The following is a 23,604-nucleotide window of genomic DNA, read 5'->3' on the forward strand; positions in this document are numbered from 1 at the left end:
GTTAACTATGACAAATATTAAATTGATTATAAGCGATATTGACGGAACAATTTTAGACAAAAATCACCAGATAGACTCTTATTTGCCAGAACTGATGCCAATTTTAAAACAAAAAGAAATCCCTTTTGTCTTAGCTTCTGCTCGCTCTCCTCTCGGTATTGCTCCAATCTCTAAAGAACTAGGTATTAGTAACTTACCAATCGCATGTTATAACGGCGCCCTAATCAGTAAGGGGGATGAGGTTCTAAGTCAGCACTCTATTGATAAAAAAGAATTGACATTTCTTCATGATTTTTTAAAAAGAGAATTTCCGACAGTTTCTATCAATGTTTATTCTGGACAAGATTGGTTTGTTAATACTTTAGATAAATGGGTACAAATCGAAGCCGATATTACTGGAGAAAGTCCAAAAGTTACATCTATAACAGATTTTATAAAAGAGGAACAAACTCTTGTTCATAAACTATTATTAATTGATAAATCAGACACTATACAAAAACTACAAAACACCTTATCCATTATGGATTTCCCTCAAACGGATTTTTATCTATCCAAGGATAACTATCTTGAAGTTACACATAATCAAGTATCTAAAAAACAGGCTCTGTTAGAATTGGCTAACTACTATCAAATTCCCCCAAAGGAGATTATGGCCTTGGGTGACAATTATAATGATGTTCCCATGATTGAAACCGCAGGCCTTGGTATTGCAATGGGAAATGCACCAACAGATGTCAAATCCTGTGCAAATGCAGTAACAGATTCTAATGAACAAAATGGAGTAAGTCAAGCTATAAAGTTATATGTGTTAGCAGAATAATCTCTATTGATATTTGAAATCCACTTCCTTTTAGGGTACAATGGTAGAAATGAATTTTTGAGAGGAACAGAATGAAAAAACTAGCAACCCTTCTTTTATTGTCCACTGTAGCCCTAGCCGGATGTAGCAGCATCCAACGTAGTCTGCGTGGTGATGATTATGTTGATTCCAGCCTTGCTGCTGAAGAAAGCTCTAAAGCAGCTGCTCAATCTGCCAAGGATTTAAACGATGCTCTAACAAATGAGAATGCCAATTTCCCTCAACTTTCTAAGGAAGTTGCTGAAAATGAAGCCGAAGTAATTCTCCACACAAGTCAAGGTGATATCCGCATTAAACTCTTCCCTAAACTCGCTCCTCTAGCAGTTGAAAACTTCCTCACTCATACCAAAGAAGGCTACTATAACGGCATTACCTTCCACCGTGTCATCGATGGCTTTATGGTCCAAACTGGAGATCCAAAGGGAGATGGTACAGGTGGTCAGTCTATCTGGCATGACAAGGATAAGACAAAAGACAAGGGAACTGGTTTCAAGAACGAGATTACTCCTTATCTCTATAACATCCGTGGGGCTCTTGCGATGGCAAATACTGGCCAACCAAACACCAATGGCAGCCAATTCTTCATCAACCAAAACTCCACAGATACCTCTGCTAAACTCCCTACAAGCAAGTATCCAAAGAAAATCATCGAAGCCTACAAAGAAGGTGGAAATCCTAGTCTAGATGGTAAGCACCCAGTCTTTGGCCAAGTCATTGACGGTATGGATGTTGTGGATAAGATTGCTAAAGCCGAAAAAGATGAAAAAGACAAGCCAACGACTGCTATTACTATCGATAGTATCGAAGTAGTGAAAGACTACGATTTTAAATCTTAAAAACCTAAAAAATACAGTATCCGCATTCGGTACTGTATTTCTTTTATACTGATTTTTAAGTTAGATTGTTAAAGTCCCAGATTTGGTCCATCCAACCTTCATAAAAGTCTGGTTCGTGGCAGACCATAAGAATCGATCCCTTATATTCTTTAAGAGCGCGTTTGAGTTCATCCTTGGCATCCACATCCAGGTGGTTAGTCGGCTCGTCCAACACTAACACGTTGTTTTCACGATTCATCAAGAGACAGAAACGAACCTTGGCTTGTTCCCCACCTGACAAGACCTGAATTTGGCTTTCAATATGCTTAGTTGTCAAACCGCAACGGGCAAGGGCTGCACGGACTTCTGCTTGGTTAAGAGCAGGAAAGGCATTCCAGACAGCCTCTAGTGGGGTTTGGCGATTACCACCTTCTACTTCCTGTTCAAAATAACCAAGTTCTAGGTAGTCACCGCGTTCAACATCCCCAGCAATTGGTGGAATAATACCTAAGAGAGATTTTAAGAGAGTTGTTTTCCCGATACCATTGGCACCTATGATAGCAACCTTTTGATTTCGTTCAAAGGTAAGATTTAAGGGCTTAGTAAGAGGACGGTCATAACCAATCTGCAAATCTTTGGCTTGGAAGATAAAGCGCCCAGGTGTACGAGCCGATTTGAAATCAAAGGATGGTTTTGGTTTCTCACTTTGCAGTTCGATAATATCCATCTTATCCAATTTCTTCTGACGAGACATGGCCATGTTTCGTGTTGCAACACGCGCTTTGTTTCGAGCGACAAAGTCCTTAAGATCCGCAATCTCTTTCTGCTGACGTTCGTAGGCAGCCTCCAGCTGAGATTTCTTCATGGCATAGACTTCTTGGAACTGATAGTAGTCACCAGAGTAACGCGTCAGTTGTTGATTCTCCACATGATAGACGATATTGATCACATCGTTCAAGAATGGAATATCGTGCGAAATAAGGACAAAGGCATTCTCATAGTTTTGGAGATAGCGCTTGAGCCAGTCAATATGTTCAGCATCTAAGTAGTTAGTCGGCTCATCCAGAAGCAAGATATCTGGCTTTTCAAGGAGAAGCTTGCCCAAAAGAACCTTGGTTCTTTGTCCACCTGACAAAGAAGTTACATCCGTATCCATTCCAAAGTCCATGACACCAAGGGCACGCGCCACTTCGTCAATCTTTGCATCCAAGGTATAGAAATCACGACTCTCCAAACGGTCTTGAAGTTCGCCCACTTCTTCCATGAGTGCATCAACATCCGCTCCGTCTTCAGCCATTTCCATATAAAGGTCATTGATACGGGCTTCAGCTTTGAATAACTCATCAAAGGCTGTACGGAGAACATCACGAACAGATTGGCCTTCAGCAAGAACGGAGTGCTGGTCTAAGTAGCCTGCCGTCACATATTTAGACCACTCAACCTTCCCTTCATCTGGCAACATCTTACCAGTCACAATACTCATAAAGGTCGATTTTCCTTCGCCATTGGCACCGACCAGACCGATATGTTCTCCCTTGAGGAGACGGAAAGACACATCTTCAAAAATTGCACGGTCACCAAAACCGTGACTCAGGTTTTTAACTTCTAAAATACTCATTTTAATTCCTTATCTTGTTTTTATGTAATTGTTTATAGAGGAGCCAAGCCAGATAACCACCCAAGGTATTGGTCCACAAATCATCAATCTCAAAGACGCGATTGAAATCAAAGAAAAAGTCCAAGACTAACTGCGTACACTCAATTCCAAGACTCACTAGAAAACTGAAAAGAAGAATCCTTTTTGTTTTCCTTAAGTTTGGAAAGAGATAAAGGAGTTGGAACATCAGAGGAAAGAGCAAGAAGACATTGAGGATATTTTGTAAAAAAATCCAACATAATTGTCCCATATCACTCACTTCGCCCAGTTTCCAGAAAGAATTGAAAGGAGTCAAAAGAAAAACCAGGCGTCCAAGATGCTGAATACCTGGAGTTTCCACTCCCACGGGAGAATGTTCTTGAGGAGTAAAACAAAAGTAGACGATACAAATGCTATAGAAAATGACTCCCAAGACCAAAATATGATTATGAGTTTTCTTCATCATTAAGGATTGACTGCTGCGACAGCTTTCTGGCGGTCACGTTTCATTGTATTAGAACGCAATTGTCCACAAGCTGCATCAATATCAGTACCATGCTCTTGACGAACAACACAGTTAACCCCTTTTTTCTTGAGTGTATCATAGAAGGCCATGACGCGCTCTTTAGGACTACGGCTATATTGGTCATGCTCACTAACTGGGTTATACGGAATCAAGTTTACATAAGACAATTTCTTGATGTTCTTGAGCAATTCAGCTAATTCCAAGGCTTGTTCAACACCGTCGTTGACTTCATTGAGCATGATGTATTCAAAGGTCACACGACGGTTGGTTGTTTCGATGTAGTACTCAATAGCTGCGAAGAGTTTTTCAATCGGAAAGGCACGATTAATCTTCATGATGCTTGAGCGCAATTCATTGTTAGGTGCGTGAAGAGAAACGGCAAGATTGACCTGAACCCCTTCATTAGCAAAATCACGAATTTTATGGGCCAAACCTGAGGTTGAAACCGTGATGTGACGAGCACCTATAGCCATTCCCTTATCATCGTTGATAGTGCGAACGAAATTTAAGACATTGTTGTAGTTATCAAAGGGCTCACCGATTCCCATGACAACAATATGACTGACGCGTTCATCCTGACCACGCTCATCAAAGTATTTCTGAACCAGCATGATTTGCGCTACAATTTCCCCATTATTGAGGTCACGTTGTTTCTTAATCAAACCAGAGGCACAGAAGGTACAACCGATATTACAGCCAACCTGAGTGGTCACACAGACTGACAAACCATAGTGTTGACGCATGAGTACTGTCTCAATCAGCATTCCATCTGGCAATTCAAAAAGATATTTAACTGTCCCATCAGCAGACTCTTGAACGATACGTTGTTTCAAGGGATTGACCACAAACTGATCATTAAGCTTAGCAATCAAATCCTTGGAAAGGTTGGTCATCTCTTCAAATGACTGGACACGTTTACGGTAGAGCCATTTCCAGATTTGATCAGCACGGAATTTCTTTTCTCCTTGCTCCAATACCCATTCCTGCATGGTTTGACGTGTTAAACTATAAATTGACGGTTTCATTTCTTCTCCTTATTCTCTACTCACTTCTGACGAATGACAAAATGACGTTGCCCCTTGTCCTCTTTCTGAGAATGCTGGTCTTTCTGACGACGTCTATTTTTCTTATCTGCATTCGGTTTTCGTTTTGTTTGAGCCGGTTTCTTTCCTTTTCTAGAAGGTGTTTCTTCTTCCTTCTTACGTATTTTCTTGTCAAACGATGCTCGCTTAGGAGCTTCATTTTCTAGGACAAAATAGGCACAACCATAACTACAATACTCTAAAAGGTAGTCTTGTAAACGACTGATTTTTTCAAGTTTTTCTTCTGTTCGATCATCCTTGTAAAAACCTCGTAGGCGAAGCTGTTCGTTGCTCCAGTCTCCCACGATATAATCAAACTTGGTTAAGACTTCTGAAAAACGCTGATTAAAAGCCGTCACATCAAAGGCATCCTTGATATTTTCCACCAAGGAAAAAGCTATCCCTTCCGTTTCGACCTTGTCCCCATGTAAATGAAACTCAGGACCAGGAAACTTGTTATAGTTGTATAATTCAGGTGCAATTTCTTTTCGCATAGATATCCTTTTTCCACGATTACTTAATACTTTATTCTACCATAATTTCTAGCAGTTAGCACGTTTCTCATAAAAATGAAAAAAGTCTGACGATTTTGTCAGACCAAAATAATATAACCTTAAAAAGAGAAGAACAATTCTTCCCTCCAACTATCATTATTTAGCAGCTGCGTACAATTCATCTACTTTGTTCCAGTTGATCACTGAGAAGAAAGCTTTGATGTAGTCAGGACGCACGTTGCGGTATTTCACATAGTAAGCATGTTCCCAAACGTCCAAGCCCAAGATTGGTTTTTTGCCTTCTGAGATTGGTGTGTCTTGGTTTGCTGTTGAAGTCACTTCAAGTTTACCTTCTTTGTTGACAACCAACCATGCCCATCCTGAACCAAAACGAGTTGTTGCTGCTGCAGTGAAGGCTGCTTGGAATTCTTCAAATGAACCAAATGTTGCATCGATTGCTGCTGCAAGTTCTGCTGATGGAGCTGTTTTTTCAGGAGTCATCAATTCCCAGAAAAGAGCGTGGTTCAAGTGTCCACCACCATTGTTGATAAGCGCTTGACGGATATCAGCTGGGATAGATTCTACATCAGCAAGCAAGGCTTCAAGGTCTTCACCGATTTCAGGGTGTTTTTCAAGAGCTGCATTAGCATTGTTGACATAAGTTTGATGGTGTTTGTCATGGTGCAAGTGCATTGTTTCCGCATCGATGTATGGTTCCAAAGCGTCGTATGCATATGGAAGATCTGGTAAGATAATAGCCATCTGTAATACCTCTTTTTCTTTCTATATGAAAATGATAACGCAAACAATCACTTTTTTCAAGTTTTTTGCTTATAGATAAGCAAATCACTAAGAAACCCACGACAAGATAGTCCTGACGCGGGTTGTAGTTTCCAAAATAATATCATACTCAATGAAAATCAAAGAGCAAACTAGGAAACTAGCCGCAGGCTGTACTTGAGTACGGCAAGGCGACGTTGACGTGGTTTGAATTTGATTTTCGAAGAGTATCAATTTACCTGACTAGCAATCTGTATGAGTGCCTTTTCAAAAAGGAAATCTTTTTCATAAAGACCTGTTTTAATCTGATAGTCTGTCTCAATCAAATAGGAAATAGCTTGCTTCAAAAAGCTCAAGGAAAGTCCTCGTGAATCCCTCAACGCAAACTTGATTTGATAGGGATTAGGATTGCGTCCCAGATAACTACCTAAACTACTTGCAATCTGCGATTCTGTTTGGCCAGATTCCAACAAAATTTTCACTTGAGTAAAAGTCCGAAATTGCCCTAGCATGACTGCAATCAGTTTGATTTCATCTTCACCTTGCAAGGTCAAGTCTCTGACCAAGTCGCGCGCCTGGTCCATCTTTTTAGTCAGAATAAACTGAGTTAAATCAAAAATATTGTCCTGTAAGGTCTTGGGAATTGCGTTAACAATATCCTCTTCCTCGATAACAGAGTCTTCCTTATAGAACTGTAAAAAGAGGAGATTTTTCTGGATTTCACTAAATTGAAAACCCGACTTGATGAGTAGATTTTCAAAAGAATGGTTGGTAAACTGCAGACCTTGTTTCTGGCTCCACTTTTGGAAATACTGACGCAATTCTTGTTCTTTGGCTTCTACTGCATCAAAGACCTTGGCATCACGCTTCAGTAATTTAACCAACCGTCTTTTGCTATCCAGCTTTCCTTCTGCAAAGATTAACAACTTGGTTGTTGGTGAAGGATTATCAAGGTATTCCTCAAATGACTTGAGCTCATCATCTGTCAAAAAGCGCTTTTTAGCAGTCGTGATATCGACAAAATGATCCAATATCACGATTTTCTCATCCGCAAAGAAAGGAAGGCTGACTAACTCCAGTTCCACATCCTTGTAAACTACTTCTTTCATATCAAAGTAGGCAAAGTTGAGGTCAGCAGAATCATAACCAATCTGTTTCAACACTTGACCCTTCATAACTTCAAACTGGCCCTGATCTGTCCCTGTAAAAAGGCTCAGGCTCGATAAATTTGATAAAGTCAACTTCTGGCTTTCTTCAATAGCTAGCATCTTCTCTCCTTTCTTCTAACTTTTTAGTTCATTTAATCGATATAGCGCAATTTCCCACGGAAATCTTCTAGGCTTTCGTACCCTTTTTCCGCCATGATTGCTTTCAGTTCATTAGTAATGCGGTCAAAAGCACCAACTCCCTCTTTGTGAAGGGTTGTTCCTACCTGCACCATACTCGCTCCACAGAGGATATGTTCAAAGGCATCACGACCAGTCAAAACGCCACCTGTTCCGATGATTTGGATTTGAGGATTGAGACGTTGGTAGAAGGCATGAACATTAGCCAAAGCAGTCGGTTTGATATACTCGCCACCAATGCCCCCAAAACCATTTTTAGGACGAATAACGACAGACTCATCTTCTATATAAAGGCCGTTTCCGATAGAGTTGACGCAGTTGACAAACTTAAGAGGATACTTATTGAAAATAGCTGCAGCTTGGTCAAAGTGAACAATATCAAAATATGGTGGCAATTTAATTCCAAGAGGTTTGGTGAAGTAGACAAATACTTCTGCCAAAATCCGGTCAGTTGTCTCAAAATCATAGGCAATCTGAGGTTTTCCTGGAACATTTGGGCAGGAGAGGTTTAGCTCAGTCAGACCACGAAAATCACTCTCTTGGACTTCTTTCAAGATAGTATGGGTTTCCTCTGGAGACATGCCGACTAGAGATAAGAAGAAAGTTCGGTTTGGCTCTTTTTCCTGCAGATCCAAAAGGTAGTCCAAATAATAGTCTAAGCCATTATTTGGCAAGCCCATAGAGTTGATAGAACCAAGTGGAACATCTTGATAACGTGGCTCAGGATTCCCCTGACGAAAGTCCAAGGTCGCTGTCTTGGTCACAAAAGTTCCTGCCGCTGAGTTTTTAACGCCTTCTAACTCTGCTATCGTCATACAAGCCACACCTGCTGCATTCATCAAACAATTGTCAAACTCAAAACCAGCAATTTGTGTTTTCGTTGATACCATGATTCTAATCCTCCAGATTCCTTTTATTGCTAATATTATACCATATTTTCAGATTTTCTCTTTGAGAAAGATATTTACAAGAAAAAGGTTCGTTTTTTATCTATTTTCAAAAAGTCTCAAAACTAAATTGATAGAATTTTTAGAAAATTTTTGTTTTTTCTCTTTACAGTTAAAAAAAATTCTGCTATAATGACACACATAATTAAATTAGAATTTAAGGAGAACGATATGACATCTGCTAAAGAATATATCCAAAGCGTGTTTGAAACTGTGAAAGCTCGTAACGGGCACGAGGCTGAATTCCTCCAAGCTGTTGAAGAATTTTTCAACACTTTAGAACCTGTATTTGAAAAACACCCTGAGTATATCGAAGAAAATATCTTGGCACGTATTACTGAACCAGAGCGCGTGATTTCTTTCCGTGTTCCTTGGGTTGACCGTGATGGAAAAATTCAAGTAAACCGTGGTTACCGTGTTCAATTCAACTCAGCTGTTGGACCATACAAAGGCGGACTTCGTTTCCACCCAACTGTAAACCAAGGGATCTTGAAATTCCTCGGATTTGAACAAATCTTTAAAAACGTCTTGACTGGTCTTCCTATCGGTGGAGGTAAAGGTGGATCAGACTTCGATCCTAAAGGTAAAACAGATGCTGAAGTGATGCGCTTCTGCCAAAGCTTCATGACTGAATTACAAAAACACATCGGACCATCACTTGACGTACCTGCTGGTGATATCGGTGTTGGTGGACGTGAGATTGGTTATCTTTACGGTCAATACAAACGTCTTAACCAATTTGATGCTGGTGTTTTGACTGGTAAACCTCTTGGATTTGGTGGTAGCTTGATTCGTCCAGAAGCAACTGGTTACGGTTTGGTTTACTACACTGAAGAAATGCTCAAAGCTAACGGTAACAGCTTTGCTGGTAAGAAAGTCGTTATTTCAGGTTCTGGTAACGTTGCTCAATATGCTCTTCAAAAAGCAACTGAACTTGGTGCAACCGTTATCTCTGTATCTGACTCAAATGGTTATGTCATCGATGAAAATGGTATCGACTTCGATCTTTTGGTTGATGTTAAAGAAAAACGTCGCGCTCGTTTGACTGAATATGCAGCTGAGAAAGCAACTGCTACTTATCATGAAGGTTCTGTATGGACTTACGCTGGAAACTATGACATCGCTCTTCCATGTGCGACTCAAAACGAAATCAATGGTGAGGCAGCTAAACGTTTGGTTGCTCAAGGCGTTATCTGTGTATCTGAAGGTGCCAACATGCCAAGCGACCTTGATGCCATCAAAGTTTACAAAGAAAATGGTATTTTCTACGGACCTGCTAAAGCTGCCAATGCCGGTGGTGTAGCCGTTTCAGCCCTTGAAATGAGCCAAAATAGCCTTCGCCTCTCATGGACTCGTGAAGAAGTTGATGGACGTCTCAAAGACATCATGACAAACATCTTCAACACAGCTAAAACAACTTCAGAAACATACGGTCTTGATAAAGACTACCTTGCAGGAGCTAACATTGCTGCCTTTGAAAATGTAGCAAATGCCATGATTGCACAAGGTATTGTTTAAGATTCATTTGCTTAATCCTCAATCGCTACGATTGGGGATTTTTAGCTTGAATTAAACAGTTGGATAATTACTTACTTACCCCATTTTATCCCATTTCGGAGAAAATAGAAAAACCGCTACTCCTAAGAATAGCGGTTTAATCATGTTTTTAAGCTACAATGTAGTTGCTCTATTATTTGGCGTTTTTTCTTTTAAAGACTTTTTGCCCAGTTTAACTTCTTAAGAAAGCCAAATGATATTCTCCATTCAATTTAACTGCTACTTTCTCGTGGATAGACTGATTTTTTAAAGAACAAATTTCTCCATATTTCCAACTTTCGTGCTCCCCTGATAATCTAGTGACTGACTTCACTTGATTATCTAAGTTAGCAACTGTAGCACTAAGCTCTTCTTTTGGAATAATTTCTTCAGTAATTGTAAATAATTGTTCCCCTATCTTCAACTCTCTGGCTTCTTGCTCATTGATAGCAAATTCTCCTACTAAGCGAACATTAAATAAGTCAGAAACTTTTATAAGTTCTTCTTTAGAAATATTATCAAGTAGTTTACATTTATAGAAAGTACTATCAATTTTTATGGCAAATTCTCTATTCTTGGTTTGATATAAGTCACCAATCTCCAACAAATCATTCTTTATTTCATCATTGGAATCATCGTAAGATATTTCATAAATATCATAATGATTGCTTACTTTACTTTCAATATCTTCATATAAAATTAATTGATTAGTTACACCATAATGCTCTCCTTTATAATCAAATCGATTATAACTTGAGTCGAGAAATTTAACATCATACTTCTCATATGTGCATCCAGTCAATCCAAGTAAACTTAAGAAAAAAATTACGGAAAGATAGATCTTTTTGAATTTCATAGTTCTCCTCCTAATTTTCTATAGTTAAATTATCAAAAATCAATAACGCCTCTCTCCAATATGTCTTTACAGACTTATTTTGGATATGAAGTAAAGTCAAAACAATTCCCAAACTTCCATCCAAAAATTTAACACTCCCTTCATTTCAATCATAGTATATAATTAAACACCTTTTCTGCTTACAACTACTAAATTAGCAACAAACAATAATACAACATAAAAAATTAAAGACAATAAATAGGTTGTGCTTCTAAAATTATTTTCTAAAATTATATTAACTGGCAAAATTACTGGAATCCAAAAAATATTAAGAAAAACTTTATTTGTTGCAAATAATATAAATAAACTTTCTACAACGGCTAAAAATAAATTTCCACCTTTCGCAATAAACAATGTCAATAGCATGTGGAAATGATTTAGCAATATTAGTAATAACCAACTAACTATTCCTACGTAAAAATAATATGAAAAGTGTTCTAACTCTATACCTACAACTACCCATAAAGGAATAGTGAGTAAAGATAATAGTAAATCTAACACAAAAAGTTTCGCTCCCCATATACTAGATATATTTCTCCCGCTCCTAATATTCTGATAATTATTAGCATTGATTTCTTGTTCAGATACTAATAAAGTGATTATCGTAGTTATCATACAATAGCCTAACATGGGTAAAAAGATAATATTTTCCAATACAATTGTGTTATTTACAGATAATATGTAAATTGGAATTGTCAATAGTTGTATAGTAGACAAAATCAAAATAATGTATAGTTGATACGAACCTTTAAATTTAATCATTTCACTTTTTAGCAATTGGATCATTACTTAACCTCCAATTTAACATTAACAAAGAAACAATAAATAGAATCAATGATAGAAATACGGCAAATACTACCATTTTAACGTCTGTTACATGATTTGTTAAATCTAAATCTCCTGACGGTTTTATATACATAAGACTATAAGCAATTTTATAATGATATGTAAAAGGAAAGAAGAACCAAAAGCTACTTTGAGCGATAAAAGGTGCAACCAAAAAACAAATCAAGGAGTTAATAGATACTAGGATATAGGGATTGATCCATTTCGAAAATAGATACAAGAGTGGCAATACCCATATGGATGTTATCGAAATAAGTACTAAACAAATTAAGTCACCAATTATATTCAATGATATTAAGTCGGCATACAAAAAATTACTTGTAAATAATAATATAGCTAAAAACCATACGTTAGAAATGAGTAAATCTTTTAATTTTAAAAGTATCTTTACGATATATATTTTTATGCTATCATTTCGAAAGTATATATTCTGGAAGTTTCCTGCAGCTTCTTCTGCTTTATAATCATATAAAAACAACAATCCAATAAGTGTATACAAAAAGACGGCTTCCCACCAATATATTGAAAAACTTTCTATAATACTCGGTCCAACAAGTAATATAGCTATTAAAATCGACAAGCCAGGAGCTATTATCAAGAATTTTTTGGATGTATTTTTTCGCTGTTTTAACCATTCTGATTTAAATATTTTTATCATATTGCGTCACCTCCATGAACAATTCTAAAAAATAAAGATTCTAAATCATCACTTTGAACATTCGAACCGTCGTAAAAAATTTGACCATCATGTAAAATAACAATTTTATCTGCCACTTTACTAACTTCATACAGTTGATGGCTAGATAAAAGAATTGTCATTCCTGATTTCTTTAAAGAAATCATTAAATTCAATAATTCCTTTATACCATTTGGATCTAATCCATTGGTAGGTTCATCCAAAATGAGCAAATCTGGACTAGTAATTATTGCCATGCCTAATCCCAAACGTTGTTTCATACCTAAAGAAAAGCTCCCTGCTTTTTTCTTTCCCGTATTAGATAGCCCAATCAAGTTTAATACTTCATTAATTCGTTCGTCAGAAATGTCATATAACAATGCTCTAGTTTTTAAGTTATCAAATGCAGATAAGTTCATATAGATAGCAGGAGTTTCAATAAGCGCTCCAATCTCATATATGCCCGCATTTTTTCCCCCATTAAAAATAACCGTACCACTATCAGCGTTTTCAAGACCAAAAATAATCTTCATAATTGTTGATTTTCCAGCACCATTGATACCTAATAATCCACAAATACTTCCCTCTTTTATTTCAAAAGAAATATTTTTCAGCACTTCTCTATCCTTATATGATTTTCTAAGTTTTTGAACTTGTATATTCATAACTATAATTCCTCCTTGTTTTATACTTGTATGTTACACTTTATTTTTCAAAATTTGTTCAGACTTTTCAATTTTAAAAAATAAAAAAATAGATATTCCTCAATTTAGAAGATTATCTATTTTTATATACATAACTATTATATGGAAGCTATCTAGTATATCCCTATAGAATTATTTTTTAATAAGCAACGTCACTTGAGCACCACCTCTATCTGGATTTGATAAAAACAATTCTCCAAAATGTCTAGTTGCAACTTGTTTAGCAAATGCTAACCCTAAACCATAGTGCTTATTATTCCTACCTTTATTCTCAGTATAAAATAACTTATCTGCATTTAATAAGGACTGTTCAGTAAAAGGGAGACCATTGTTCCACACTCCAAAATTAATATACTCTGTTTCCTCAATGATAGTAAGAGTAACTTTTTTTTCTCCAGAACTATATCTTGCTGCATTTGCTAAAATATTAATTAATGCCCTATTTAAATTAAAACGATTTCCCTTAAAAAACATTAATTTTGTAGTATTAATAATTTTGAAATCAACCTTTGCATTATTCATTACAGATTTCGCCTCTACTGACAGATCACTTAAAAAATCAGGTAAATATATCTGTTCCCCATAATCTTTATCTTCAATTAGTAATCTTGAATAATCAATCATTGAACTAAAGTATCTTTCAAAAATCACTATACTGTTATTCATTGACTGAGTAAATTCCTTCTGTTGATCAGTCAGGTTAGTTAATTCAAGCAACTCTAAATTTCCCTTTAGTACTGTTAAAGGAGTTTTTACATCATGAGCTAATGCACCAACTTGAAAAGATAAATCTTCCTTCTCCCTTCTCTCTGATTTGAGTAAATTAGTTAACTCGTCGTCCTTTTGATATAATACAGAGAGAATTTCATCGAACTCTTGTATTTGAGCGGGAATGTTTTTTTCTTTAAATGTTAACTGCCCCATGTTTAAAGCTTTTTTTTGTATAAGTAGAAAATTTTTTGAAAATTCTTTTATTAATCTTGTAAGTGACCAAATGAGTAAAATCGTTTCGAAAACGAAGAAAAATAAATAAGAAAATAGATTAAATGAAATGTGACGCAAATTCGGATTAACAAACTCAGGTATCATGGGTTGCCTGACAGTAAGTACAATCTCTGAATTAGCATAATACCCATAATACACCTCACTATTACTTACAGATTCATTTTTATCAAAAACTTCTCGATAGGCAGGCAAATCCTTTTTTTGATAATTACCCTCTTCAATTGTACCTGTCTTGCGATTAAATACAACATAGTCAAATATAGAGTTATTCATTGATTGAACTACATCACTGAAATTGCTGGTATCACTCACTGAAATTTCAATTTTAGAGTCGTATACATTTAATTGTCCTGTAAAAACAAGTAAATAAGTAAATATAAAAAATAAAAGTATACTCAGTAACGTACCTGTTACTAGTTCTAAAACAGTCCTTATTATACGTCCTCTAATTGTACTATTCTTCTTAATCATGCCACTTGTATCCCATACCTCTAACTGTTTTTATAGGATTAATTCCATAGGATGAGAATTTTAATCTTATTTGATAGATATACTCAGATATTGAACGAAAGAGGGTTTCAGCATCATCATCATAAACGTTTTCATATATATCTTGTACAGTAAAAATTTTTCTTGGATTGCTAGATAATAGCTCTATGATATCATATTCTCTACTTGTAAAGGCAAGACTATCTCCATTAATACAAACAATTTTTTCTTGTAAATAAATCGTTATTGGAGATAATTCTCGAACAATTTGATTACTTAATTCACCTTGTTTGTATCGTTCTTCTCGTTTGAGATTTGCAGCAACTTTAGCAATTAATTGATTGATGCTGAAAGGTTTTGTAATATAGTCATCTCCTCCTAAATTCAATCCTGATACTATATCATCTTCGGTGTCTTTTGCACTAACAAAAATAATAGGGGAGCTTACTTTATTTCTAATCTGCTTACAAATTTGCATACCATCTATATTAGGCATCATTACATCTAATAAAATCAAATCAAATCCTTTGAAATTATTAATATTGATTGGTGCAGTCACTTCTTGATACGTCGTTACCTGATAGTTTTTCATCTCTAAAATAGTTCGCATCAATTTCAAAATTTCAAAATCGTCATCTACAACTAATATCTTATACATTCTATCACCTCAAAAAATTTTAGAGAACTACCTGCAATGCTCCGTATTTCTGACAAAGAATAGTCTCAATACATCAGTTTGTAATGTAAATTAAATTTTTAGAAACTAGTATAAATCTATTTTACACTATCTTGAACAAAATTCGTAATATTTAATAATATAATTTGAGTGCCATCAATATCATTTCTTATCCAGCAGAAATAACCATAACTTTCCCATCTATATGTGAATAATCCTCCCCCTTAAGTTCTCCAACGTAATGTTTCAATGCTTCTTGATTATTTTAATCTAGACCCTCATCACCTACTGAAGCAACAATTATTGAACCTTGACATTTGAGATTGTATCAGAGAAAATTCAGATTTTATTCAGAGAAAAAATCATCTTTACACTACTAGTGAAATTCAAATTTAAGAAAGAATCAATTTCTAAAATTTTTCATGTCCTAAAAAAACGGAATACGTTTTGAACTTGTTCAGATTATTTTCTATCCCTTCTTCCACTTATGCCCAGCCCAGCCTGCCAAGACAAGTAAAGCAAGGTTAAAAATGATAAAGAAATGTGACCTTTTCAACTTTTCTTTTCAAGATAGGTTGAGTATTCCTATCCTCCTCATTCTCAAAAAGAATTTTAGGTAATTTATAATACCGTTCTGAAGTTTGGTATTGATTTGCGGTAATTCGTTTCATAGCGCCCCTCCAAGTTCTTTGAGTATTAAATCTCCACTTTATTCCAATCGAACCAAGCCACTTTTTTCTAATTCAGCCATACGAGAGATGGCTTCAACAATATCAATTCTCATTTCACGTACTAAAAATGAAATGACAATATAGCGTGATGATTGTAATTCTTTTGTCATTTTCCCTCCTGAAAATAAAAAAAGGAGAACAATATTCAACTGTTCTCCACGATAAATTTGTTAAAAAGAAAAACCCTGCCAAATTAATTTTTGGTAGGGTTTTTGGTAGGAAACTAAATTAATTTATCAGTTTCTAAAATGTGTTCACGATTCTAAAAGGCTGATACTATAGTATTCCGAATTCTAATTGGTATATGCCTCTTATTTAAGAGTAACTGAAGCTCCAGCTTCTTCCAATTTAGCTTTGATTTCTTCAGCTTCTGCAGTTGCAACGCCTTCTTTAACAAGTGCTGGTGCACCGTCAACAAGTTCTTTAGCTTCTTTAAGTCCAAGACCTGTGATTTCACGTACAACTTTGATAACGCCAACTTTTTTGTCGCCTGCAGATGTCAATTCAACGTCGAATGAATCTTTAGCAGCACCAGCGTCAGCAGCACCAGCTGCAGCAACAGCTACAGGAGCAGCTGCAGTTACACCAAATTCTTCTTCGATAGCTTTTACAAGGTCGTTCAATTCAAGGATTGAAGCTTCTTTAATTTCAGCAATAATGTTTTCAATGTTCAATGCCATTGTTATTTCCTCCAAATATGTTTTAAATTTATAATAGATTTTCGTAGCTAGGCTACGCTGCGTAGCTTAAGATTAAGCTGCGTCTTCTTTGCTTTCTGCAACCGCTTTGACTGCAAGAGCAACGTTGCGCACTGGCGCTTGAAGTACAGAAAGGAGCATAGAAAGAAGTCCTTCGCGGTTTGGAAGAGTTGCAAGTGCAAGAATCTCTTCTTTAGATGCGACAGCGCCTTCGATTGCACCACCTTTGATTTCAAGTGCTTCAGCGTTTTTAGAAAAGTCGTTCAAGATTTTCGCTGGTGCGATAACATCTTCGTTAGAAAATGCTACTGCAGATGGTCCAACAAATACAGATGCAAGATCTTCAAGACCAGCTTTTTCAGCTGCACGACGCAAGATTGAGTTTTTAATCACTTTATACTCAACTTCGCTTCCACGAAGCTCACGACGAAGAACTGTATCTTGCTCAACTGTCAAACCACGAGCGTCTACAACGACGATAGATGCAGCAGCTTTCATTTTTTCAGCTACTACGTCAACTAGTTCCGCTTTTTTAGCAATAATTGCTTCACTCATTAGTGTGTTCACCTCCGTTATTATTTTGCTTGGGGAATTTTTCCAAAAGAAAAACGCGCCCAAACCTAGACACGAAAGTACAATACGCTTCTTTTTACATGATACGTCTTGTCCTCGGTAGGATATTTATGAGTCGAGCTCCCCTACTGTCTTAGGCAGTTTTTTCAAACCGTATACAAGTATAGCATAGTCAAAAAAAGAATGCAAGATTTTTGCAAACTTTTTTTAAAATTTTTTCGTGATTTTTCTTTTAAAGTTCTACTGTCAGTACTTGACCTTGCTTAACAACCTGTTCTCCGGCAATATAAACATCATCTACATCACTAGATTTAACTGCATAAACCAGATGAGAAAGCATATTTTCTTGGGGTTGAAGATGGATTTTCCCTTGTGGTTGAATAACGAGAAAATCTGCCTGTTTACCAACTTCTAGACTTCCTATCTGATTTTCCATTCCTAGAACCTTAGCCCCTTCGATTGTCAGTGCCTTGAGAACTGTTTCGATAGGAAATTGGCTGGCATCTCCACTCTTCATTTTCTGAAGAAGGGCTGCAGTTCTTCCTTCCTCAAACATATCTAGATTGTTGTTGGAAGCAACTGAATCTGTCGCAATTCCTACTGCCACTCCCGCTTTTTGGAGTTGGATGATTGGAGCGATTCCTGAGGCCAGTTTGAGGTTACTGATAGGATTGTGAGCGATAGCCACTTGAGAAGTTGCCAAACGTTCAATTTCTCTCTCGTTTAATTCGACCCCGTGAGCAAAGACAGATGGATGATTTAAGTAACCCAGTTCTTCTAAAAAGGCTAGAGGACGTTTGCCGTATCGTTTCAGGAGAATTCCTGACTCCTCCTTGGTCTCCGCAACATGGATATGGATAGGAATATTCAACTCTTTTGCCATATCTAAGCTTTCTGCCAGCAAGTCTCTACTACAGCTGTAAGGAGAATGTGGTGCTACCATAACCTTGAAATTTGGATTTTCATATCCTAAAATTTCCTCAATAATTGCTCGAGTTCTTGCAATGGTCTCAGCAGTTGTTTCTGCCCCTGAAGAAAAGAGGGTCGGCGAGAAATAACAACGCATCTTGGAATCTTTCACTGTCTGATAAATCCGCTCAATATCCACACCATTGGGATTATACATATCATTAAAGGTTGTTGTTCCTGACTGGAGCATCTCTGTCAGAGCTTCTTTAACTGCCTTGGTAGTCATGTCGGGTGTAAACTCAGCTTCTGCAGGCCAAATATAGTCATTGAGCCATTCATGGAGATTGCTGTCATCCCGAATTCCTCGCAAGCCTGTCATAGCAGAATGGGTATGGCAATTGACCAATCCCGGCATAATCCAGGCTCCCTGATAGTCTATAATCTGCTCAGCTTGCTCTAAAATCTCTGACTTCTCTTGACCAACATAGACGATTTGAGAATCCTTAACAGCTAAGATTCCATCTAGATAAACATGGAAATCTTGATCACAAGTCACGATATTTACATGCTGATAGACTTTCATTCTAGGCTCCTTTTCTAAAAGACAATTTACAGTGAATAATTTTTCTAGCTATTGTAACAAAAAAGTCACCCGAAGGCAACTTTTTTATCTATAAGAGTTCGAAATTAGAATGGCTTATTCAGAGCTAAAAGCTGTAGCTTGCTGCATTTGGTAATACTTGCCCTTTCGAGCCATGAGTTTCTGATGGTTCCCATACTCAACAATGTCGCCATCCACTAAGACTAGAATCATATCCGCATCCTGAATGGTTGACAAGCGGTGGGCAATGATAAAGCTTGTGCGCCCCTTCATGAGTTTAGCAAAGGCATCCTGTACCAGCACTTCTGTCCGCGTATCGATGGATGAAGTTGCTTCGTCTAAGATAAGAATCTTTGGAATAGCCAGAAAAACTCGGGCAATAGTCAAAAGCTGGGCCTGACCAGCAGAGAGAGATTCTCCAGCATTTTCCAACTTGGTATCGTAACCCTGTGGCAACTGTTGGATGAAAAAGTCTGCATTGGCTGCTTTGGCAGCAGTAATCACCTGCTCCCGACTGGCTTTAGGATTTCCAAAGGAAATATTGTCATGAATGGTTCCTTGCTTGAGCCAGGTTTCTTGGAGCACCATACCAAACTGCTGGCGTAAAGAGGCGCGACTATAGTCATAAATGGATTTCCCATCCAGCAAGATATCTCCCGAGTTAATGGGATAAAAACGCATGAGGAGATTAATAAGGGTTGATTTCCCAGCACCTGTCGGACCAACAATAGCTACCTTACTACCAGCTGGAATATCAATAGATAAATCCTTAATCAAAATCTTTTCAGGATTGTAGCCAAAAGAGACATGTTTAAAGGAAATAGCTCCCTTAACTTGGTCACTGGTCAAGACTGCTTTGCCTGTTTCAGCTACCTCAGGACTCTCTAAGACTCCATAAACACGCTCTGCGCAAGCGAGAGCACTTTGCAACTCAGCTAGCACTGAAGAAATATCGTTAAAGGGCTTGGTGTACTGTTGGACGTAATTCAAAAAAGTCACTAAACGTCCGATAGTCAAGGTGGACCCCATCATGATACGATAAGCTCCTACTCCAGCAAGAAGAGTGTAAATGAGCGCGTTGACAAAGCGAGTCGAAGGATTGACCGTTGAAGAATAAAAGATGGCCGACTGCGAATAGCCTGCGTAGTTGTCATTAGCCTCACGCAGCCTTTGGATAAACTCTTCTTGAGCATTAAAGGACTGGATAATGTTCTGCTGACTAAGAGATTCTTCAATCAACTGAGTCTGAATCCCTCTTGTCTCTGTTTGCTTCTGAAATAGATGATAGGAGCGTTTGGCAATGAATCGTGAAATCACCATGGATAGTGGCGTCAACAGCAAGACTAAGAGAGTCATGAGGAGATGAATCTGAAGCATGGCTAGAATACTAACCAAAATCATCAAGACACCAATGAAAAATTGGTTAAAAATCATGGTCAAGCCAGCTGCCAACTGTTCGATGTCAGTGGTTACGCGACTGACCATTTCTCCACTGCCTTGCCGATCCACAAAAGCAATCGGTAAACGATGGAGTTTATGGATGATTCGCTCTCGCAAGTCTCTGGTATAAGAGAAGATTAAACGATTATAAAGAAGAGGATTGGCCCATTGTACCAGTGTATTTCCTATGACTAGCAAGATCATCTGGATGAAAATCTGCCAAAAAACTGGTGAAGAACCAGCTACCATGACTTGATCTATGACCTGTCCAATCAGGATAGGTAGGTAAATTGATAAGCCAACTTGGGCAATAGTTCCTAGAAAGGCTAGGAAAAGGAGGAAGGGATGGCTTGCTAAATCCTTAGCCAAACGTGAGAGTGTTTGACTTGCAGTTTGTCGTCTCATACTAGCCCTCCTTTCCATGTTGGGATGCATTGATTTCACGATAGACTTGACTTGATTTCATCAAGTCCTCGTGCTTGCCGATAGCTAGTAACTCACCTTTTTCCAAGAGGAGAATCTTGTCAGCCATCTGTAAAGTCGAGGTTCGTTGAGAGATCAAGATTAAACTTGTATTTGGCAGATTTTCTCGGATAGCTTTCAAGAGCTTAGACTCGGTAATGGTGTCGAGGGCCGAAGTCGCATCATCTAGGATGAGAAATGGAGCTTGGCGCAAGACTGCGCGAGCAATAGACAGCCTTTGTTTTTGTCCACCTGAAAAATTTCGACCTCCTGCCTCAACTAAGGCATCTAAGAGTTCTTCCTTATCACTGACAAAATCCTTTGCTTGCGCAATTTCCAAAGCCTGCCAGAGTTCTTGGTCAGTTACTTCTTGATCTAAACCTAGAGTCAAGTTGGAACGAATGGTTCCTTTAAAGAGTTCGACCTTTTGGGACACATAGGCAATCCAAGACCGCCACTGCTCCAAATTAAGAGGACTACGTCCATCTCGATAAAGGTCAATGCTCCCCTTGTCTGCTGGATAAAGGCCAAGGATGAGTTGCACCAAACTTGATTTACCAGAACCCGTTCCCCCAATGATACCAAGGATTTGACCTTGCTTCATATCAAAGGAAATGTCTCTCAGAGAAGGCTTGGCCGCATCAGGATAGCTAAAGGTCAGTTCTTGAACTTGTAAAACCTGATCACTGGTAGCTTGCTTTTGTGCTAATTCTGAATGAATATCTTCTGGAGCCTCAGCAAAGACTTCCTCGATTCGCTTGACTGAGATATAGGACTGGTTGAGGGAATTGATCAGCATGGCAAGCTTGACCAATTCCACCAAGATCTGTAGTAGATAATTAATAAGGGCAATGAGAGCACCTTGACTGAGTAAACCTCCTTGAATTGAAACATATCCCTGCCAGATAATGACTAGGAGAGTTCCATTAACAATCAGATAGGTCAAAGGGGTTAATAAACTAGACCAGAAACCTGTCTTTTCTTGTAATCTAGCATAGACTTGGTTAAGGGTTTGAAAAATATGTAACTCTCGTTTTTCTTGACCAAAAGCACGAATAACGCGCATACCTTCTATTTGCTGACGCGTTTCTTGAACTAGTTGGTCCGTTTTCTTTCTGAGACTGCTGTATAGAGGATTGACTAACCGAGAAAGGCCTACAATGACGACGGTCAAAAAGACAACCATGACCAAGAACCAGAAAGTCAGCTCAGCTGAAATGCGATAGGCCATAAAAATGGCTCCAAAAACGATAATAGGTGCTCGCAAAAAGAGGCGCAAGAATTGATTGATCCCAGTCTGAATCTGGTAGGTATCCGAAGTCAAGCGAGTCACCAAACTAGAAGTTGTCAAACGGTCTCTGCTGTCCTTGGGCATGGAAAGAATATGTCGATAAAGGTCATCTGTCAGTCCTTTGGCAAATCCAACCGCAGCCTTAGCTGAGTAGAACTGGGCTATTAAAGCCACTACAACACCAATTACTGCAAAGATAAGGAGCAAACCAATCTGCATCCAGAGATGACCTTGATTTCTCTGGGGCAATGATTGGTCAACAATCCCAGCAATCACCATGGGAACCAAGAGCTCAAAAACAGCTTCTAACAACTTGAACAAGGGTGCTAAAATTGATTCCTTGATGTAGGGTTTAAAGTAAGATAATAGGTGTTTCATAAATCCCTTCTATTCGTATTCTAGAAATGAAGAAAGTGGGAAGTACCCACACTCTCTGTTTTATTTATTTAAGTATGGCAATAGAAAGCCATATCCTGCCTCTTCCATATCATCCTTGGCTACAAAACGCAAGGAGGCAGAATTGATACAGTAACGGAGGCCGCCTAACTCACGCGGCCCATCTGTGAAAACATGACCCAAGTGAGCATTTCCTGACCGAGAACGAACCTCGATTCGCTCCATTCCATGACTCATGTCCTTGTAATAGTGAATCAACTCTTTGGAAATTGGACGGCTAAAACTTGGCCAACCACAACCTGAGGCAAACTTATCCTTGGCAAAAAAAGTGGCTCACCTGTCGTGATGTCTACATAAATTCCCTCTTCAAAGATTTGGTCATAGGCATTGGTAAATGGAGCCTCTGTAGCAGCTTCTTGGGTGACACGATAAGCCTCTTCTGATAAGCTTTCCTTTAACACTTCTTGGCTAGGCTTTTCATAGTTTGCTGCATCAATCAATGGCTTCTCAGCATCGGTCACATCGATATGACAGTAACCTGAAGGATTTTTCTTAAGATAGTCTTGGTGGTAATCTTCAGCTAAGATATAGTGGCGAAGTTTCTCCACCTCTACTGCAATCTTTCGACCAAGCATGAGCTCCTGCTCCTGCACCACTGTGTAGATAGCTGGCAAGTCTGCTTCATCCTGGTAATATATACCGGTCCGATACTGACGTCCACGGTCATTTCCTTGTTGATTGACTGATAATGGATCAATAACACGGAAATAATAAAGTAAAATCTCTCTGAGTGACACTGCCTTCTCATCGTAAATCACTTGAACCGTTTCTGCATGGTCTGTTTCCTTGAGCAGCTGGTAATTGGTCGTTTCGACTTGCCCATTAGCGTAGCCAACACTGGTTGCTAGCACTCCAGAAATTCGTGAAAAATACTCCTCTAAGCCCCAAAAACAACCTCCTGCTAGATAAATTTCTACCATCTTTATTTCTCCTTTATCAAGTTTTTAACTAATACTCTTCGAAAATCTCTTCAAACCACGTCAGCGTCGCCTTACCGTAGGTATGGTTACTGACTTCGTCAGTTCTATCCACAACCTCAAAACAGTGTTTTGAGCAGCCTGTGGCTAGCTTCCTAGTTTACACTTTGATTTTCATTGAGTATAAACTTCTTTTCAAAAAAAGGATAGGAAG

Annotated in this window: 22 protein-coding genes, 2 pseudogenes and 1 other annotated feature; of the genes and pseudogenes, 3 read left to right on the forward strand and 21 right to left on the reverse strand. The window is 38.0% G+C overall.

The features are described 5' to 3' along the window. Positions 1-7 precede the first annotated feature (7 nt). Both N8O43_RS01875 and N8O43_RS01880 read left to right on the forward strand, forming a co-directional pair. Entirely contained in the window at positions 8-820 is an 813-nt protein-coding gene (locus N8O43_RS01875) for a Cof-type HAD-IIB family hydrolase (RefSeq protein WP_261089236.1), read from the forward strand. 71 nt (positions 821-891) lie between these two features. Further along, positions 892-1,695, forward strand: a complete 804-nt coding sequence (locus tag N8O43_RS01880; RefSeq protein ID WP_261089237.1) for a peptidylprolyl isomerase — start codon at positions 892-894, stop codon at positions 1,693-1,695. 55 nt (positions 1,696-1,750) lie between these two features. Here N8O43_RS01880 and N8O43_RS01885 read toward each other — a convergent pair whose 3' ends face one another. The 7 genes from N8O43_RS01885 to N8O43_RS01915 all read right to left on the reverse strand — a co-directional run bounded on the left by N8O43_RS01885 (position 1,751) and on the right by N8O43_RS01915 (position 8,428). Then, the gene (locus N8O43_RS01885) at positions 1,751-3,292 is read right to left on the reverse strand and encodes an ABC-F family ATP-binding cassette domain-containing protein (RefSeq protein WP_261089238.1); all 1,542 of its coding nucleotides are present in this window, start codon (positions 3,290-3,292) and stop codon (positions 1,751-1,753) included. Between the two features lies 1 nt (position 3,293). Further along, positions 3,294-3,776: a VanZ family protein gene (locus N8O43_RS01890; protein ID WP_261089239.1), complete on the reverse strand. Its 483-nt coding sequence runs from the start codon at positions 3,774-3,776 to the stop codon at positions 3,294-3,296. Continuing rightward, complete coding sequence (rlmN, locus tag N8O43_RS01895) at positions 3,776-4,861, reverse strand: dual-specificity RNA methyltransferase RlmN (RefSeq protein WP_261089240.1); 1,086 nt, start codon at positions 4,859-4,861, stop codon at positions 3,776-3,778. Before rlmN ends, N8O43_RS01890 begins: the two co-directional genes overlap by 1 nt. 20 nt (positions 4,862-4,881) lie before the next feature. Further along, positions 4,882-5,412 (reverse strand): YutD family protein, encoded by a 531-nt coding sequence (locus tag N8O43_RS01900; protein WP_020901484.1) that lies wholly within the window; start codon positions 5,410-5,412, stop codon positions 4,882-4,884. 156 nt (positions 5,413-5,568) lie between these two features. Continuing rightward, positions 5,569-6,174 carry a superoxide dismutase SodA gene (sodA, locus tag N8O43_RS01905; RefSeq protein ID WP_000974733.1) on the reverse strand — a complete coding sequence of 202 codons (606 nt, stop codon included), beginning with the start codon at positions 6,172-6,174 and terminating at the stop codon, positions 5,569-5,571. Between the two features lie 248 nt (positions 6,175-6,422). After that, on the reverse strand, positions 6,423-7,460 hold the full coding sequence (gene holA, locus N8O43_RS01910) for a DNA polymerase III subunit delta (RefSeq protein WP_261089243.1): 1,038 nt from the start codon (positions 7,458-7,460) through the stop codon (positions 6,423-6,425). A 32-nt stretch (positions 7,461-7,492) separates the two neighbouring features. Beyond that, positions 7,493-8,428, reverse strand: a complete 936-nt coding sequence (locus N8O43_RS01915; protein ID WP_261089244.1) for a dihydroorotate oxidase — start codon at positions 8,426-8,428, stop codon at positions 7,493-7,495. Positions 8,429-8,656: 228 nt separating this feature from the next. Here N8O43_RS01915 and gdhA point away from each other — a divergent pair, with 228 nt between their 5' ends. Continuing rightward, a complete protein-coding gene (gene gdhA / locus N8O43_RS01920) occupies positions 8,657-10,003 on the forward strand; it encodes an NADP-specific glutamate dehydrogenase (protein ID WP_050108763.1) in 1,347 nt (448 codons plus the stop codon). 211 nt (positions 10,004-10,214) lie between these two features. On the opposite strand, the gene N8O43_RS01925 is transcribed toward gdhA, so the two are convergent. The 14 genes and pseudogenes from N8O43_RS01925 to msrB form a co-directional block, all read right to left on the reverse strand. Beyond that, positions 10,215-10,877, reverse strand: coding sequence for a NisI/SpaI family lantibiotic immunity lipoprotein (locus tag N8O43_RS01925; protein ID WP_049502159.1), 663 nt, complete (start codon positions 10,875-10,877; stop codon positions 10,215-10,217). Between the two features lie 162 nt (positions 10,878-11,039). Beyond that, the gene (locus N8O43_RS01930; protein ID WP_261089245.1) at positions 11,040-11,702 is read right to left on the reverse strand and encodes an ABC-2 family transporter permease; all 663 of its coding nucleotides are present in this window, start codon (positions 11,700-11,702) and stop codon (positions 11,040-11,042) included. After that, entirely contained in the window at positions 11,680-12,420 is a 741-nt protein-coding gene (locus N8O43_RS01935; RefSeq protein ID WP_024056656.1) for a lantibiotic immunity ABC transporter MutE/EpiE family permease subunit, read from the reverse strand. The genes N8O43_RS01930 and N8O43_RS01935 overlap by 23 nt, the downstream gene beginning before the upstream one ends. Beyond that, entirely contained in the window at positions 12,417-13,103 is a 687-nt protein-coding gene (locus N8O43_RS01940; protein ID WP_084926488.1) for an ABC transporter ATP-binding protein, read from the reverse strand. The genes N8O43_RS01935 and N8O43_RS01940 overlap by 4 nt, the downstream gene beginning before the upstream one ends. 171 nt (positions 13,104-13,274) lie before the next feature. After that, entirely contained in the window at positions 13,275-14,618 is a 1,344-nt protein-coding gene (locus N8O43_RS01945; protein WP_261089246.1) for a sensor histidine kinase, read from the reverse strand. Next, the gene (locus tag N8O43_RS01950; RefSeq protein ID WP_024057852.1) at positions 14,611-15,294 is read right to left on the reverse strand and encodes a response regulator transcription factor; all 684 of its coding nucleotides are present in this window, start codon (positions 15,292-15,294) and stop codon (positions 14,611-14,613) included. Before N8O43_RS01950 ends, N8O43_RS01945 begins: the two co-directional genes overlap by 8 nt. 611 nt (positions 15,295-15,905) lie before the next feature. Further along, positions 15,906-15,983: pseudogene (locus tag N8O43_RS01955) on the reverse strand (replication initiator protein A); the annotation flags it as partial. Positions 15,984-16,021: 38 nt separating this feature from the next. After that, positions 16,022-16,153, reverse strand: a complete 132-nt coding sequence (locus N8O43_RS01960; RefSeq protein ID WP_080976406.1) for a hypothetical protein — start codon at positions 16,151-16,153, stop codon at positions 16,022-16,024. A 201-nt stretch (positions 16,154-16,354) separates the two neighbouring features. Then, complete coding sequence (gene rplL / locus N8O43_RS01965; RefSeq protein WP_001196965.1) at positions 16,355-16,723, reverse strand: 50S ribosomal protein L7/L12; 369 nt, start codon at positions 16,721-16,723, stop codon at positions 16,355-16,357. Positions 16,724-16,795: 72 nt separating this feature from the next. After that, on the reverse strand, positions 16,796-17,296 hold the full coding sequence (rplJ, locus tag N8O43_RS01970; RefSeq protein WP_001287278.1) for a 50S ribosomal protein L10: 501 nt from the start codon (positions 17,294-17,296) through the stop codon (positions 16,796-16,798). Positions 17,297-17,334: 38 nt separating this feature from the next. After that, positions 17,335-17,470: a sequence feature (ribosomal protein L10 leader region), on the reverse strand. A 76-nt stretch (positions 17,471-17,546) separates the two neighbouring features. After that, positions 17,547-18,806, reverse strand: a complete 1,260-nt coding sequence (locus N8O43_RS01975) for a TRZ/ATZ family protein (RefSeq protein ID WP_261089249.1) — start codon at positions 18,804-18,806, stop codon at positions 17,547-17,549. A 114-nt stretch (positions 18,807-18,920) separates the two neighbouring features. Further along, entirely contained in the window at positions 18,921-20,669 is a 1,749-nt protein-coding gene (locus N8O43_RS01980; RefSeq protein WP_261089251.1) for an ABC transporter ATP-binding protein, read from the reverse strand. Position 20,670: 1 nt separating this feature from the next. Further along, positions 20,671-22,395 (reverse strand): ABC transporter ATP-binding protein, encoded by a 1,725-nt coding sequence (locus N8O43_RS01985; protein WP_049487262.1) that lies wholly within the window; start codon positions 22,393-22,395, stop codon positions 20,671-20,673. A gap of 60 nt (positions 22,396-22,455) precedes the next feature. After that, positions 22,456-23,393, reverse strand: a pseudogene (msrB, locus tag N8O43_RS01990) (peptide-methionine (R)-S-oxide reductase MsrB). Between the last annotated feature and the right edge of the window lie 211 nt (positions 23,394-23,604).

Source organism: Streptococcus mitis (assembly GCF_946190335.1).
Classification (GTDB): Bacteria; Bacillota; Bacilli; order Lactobacillales; family Streptococcaceae; genus Streptococcus; species Streptococcus mitis_CH.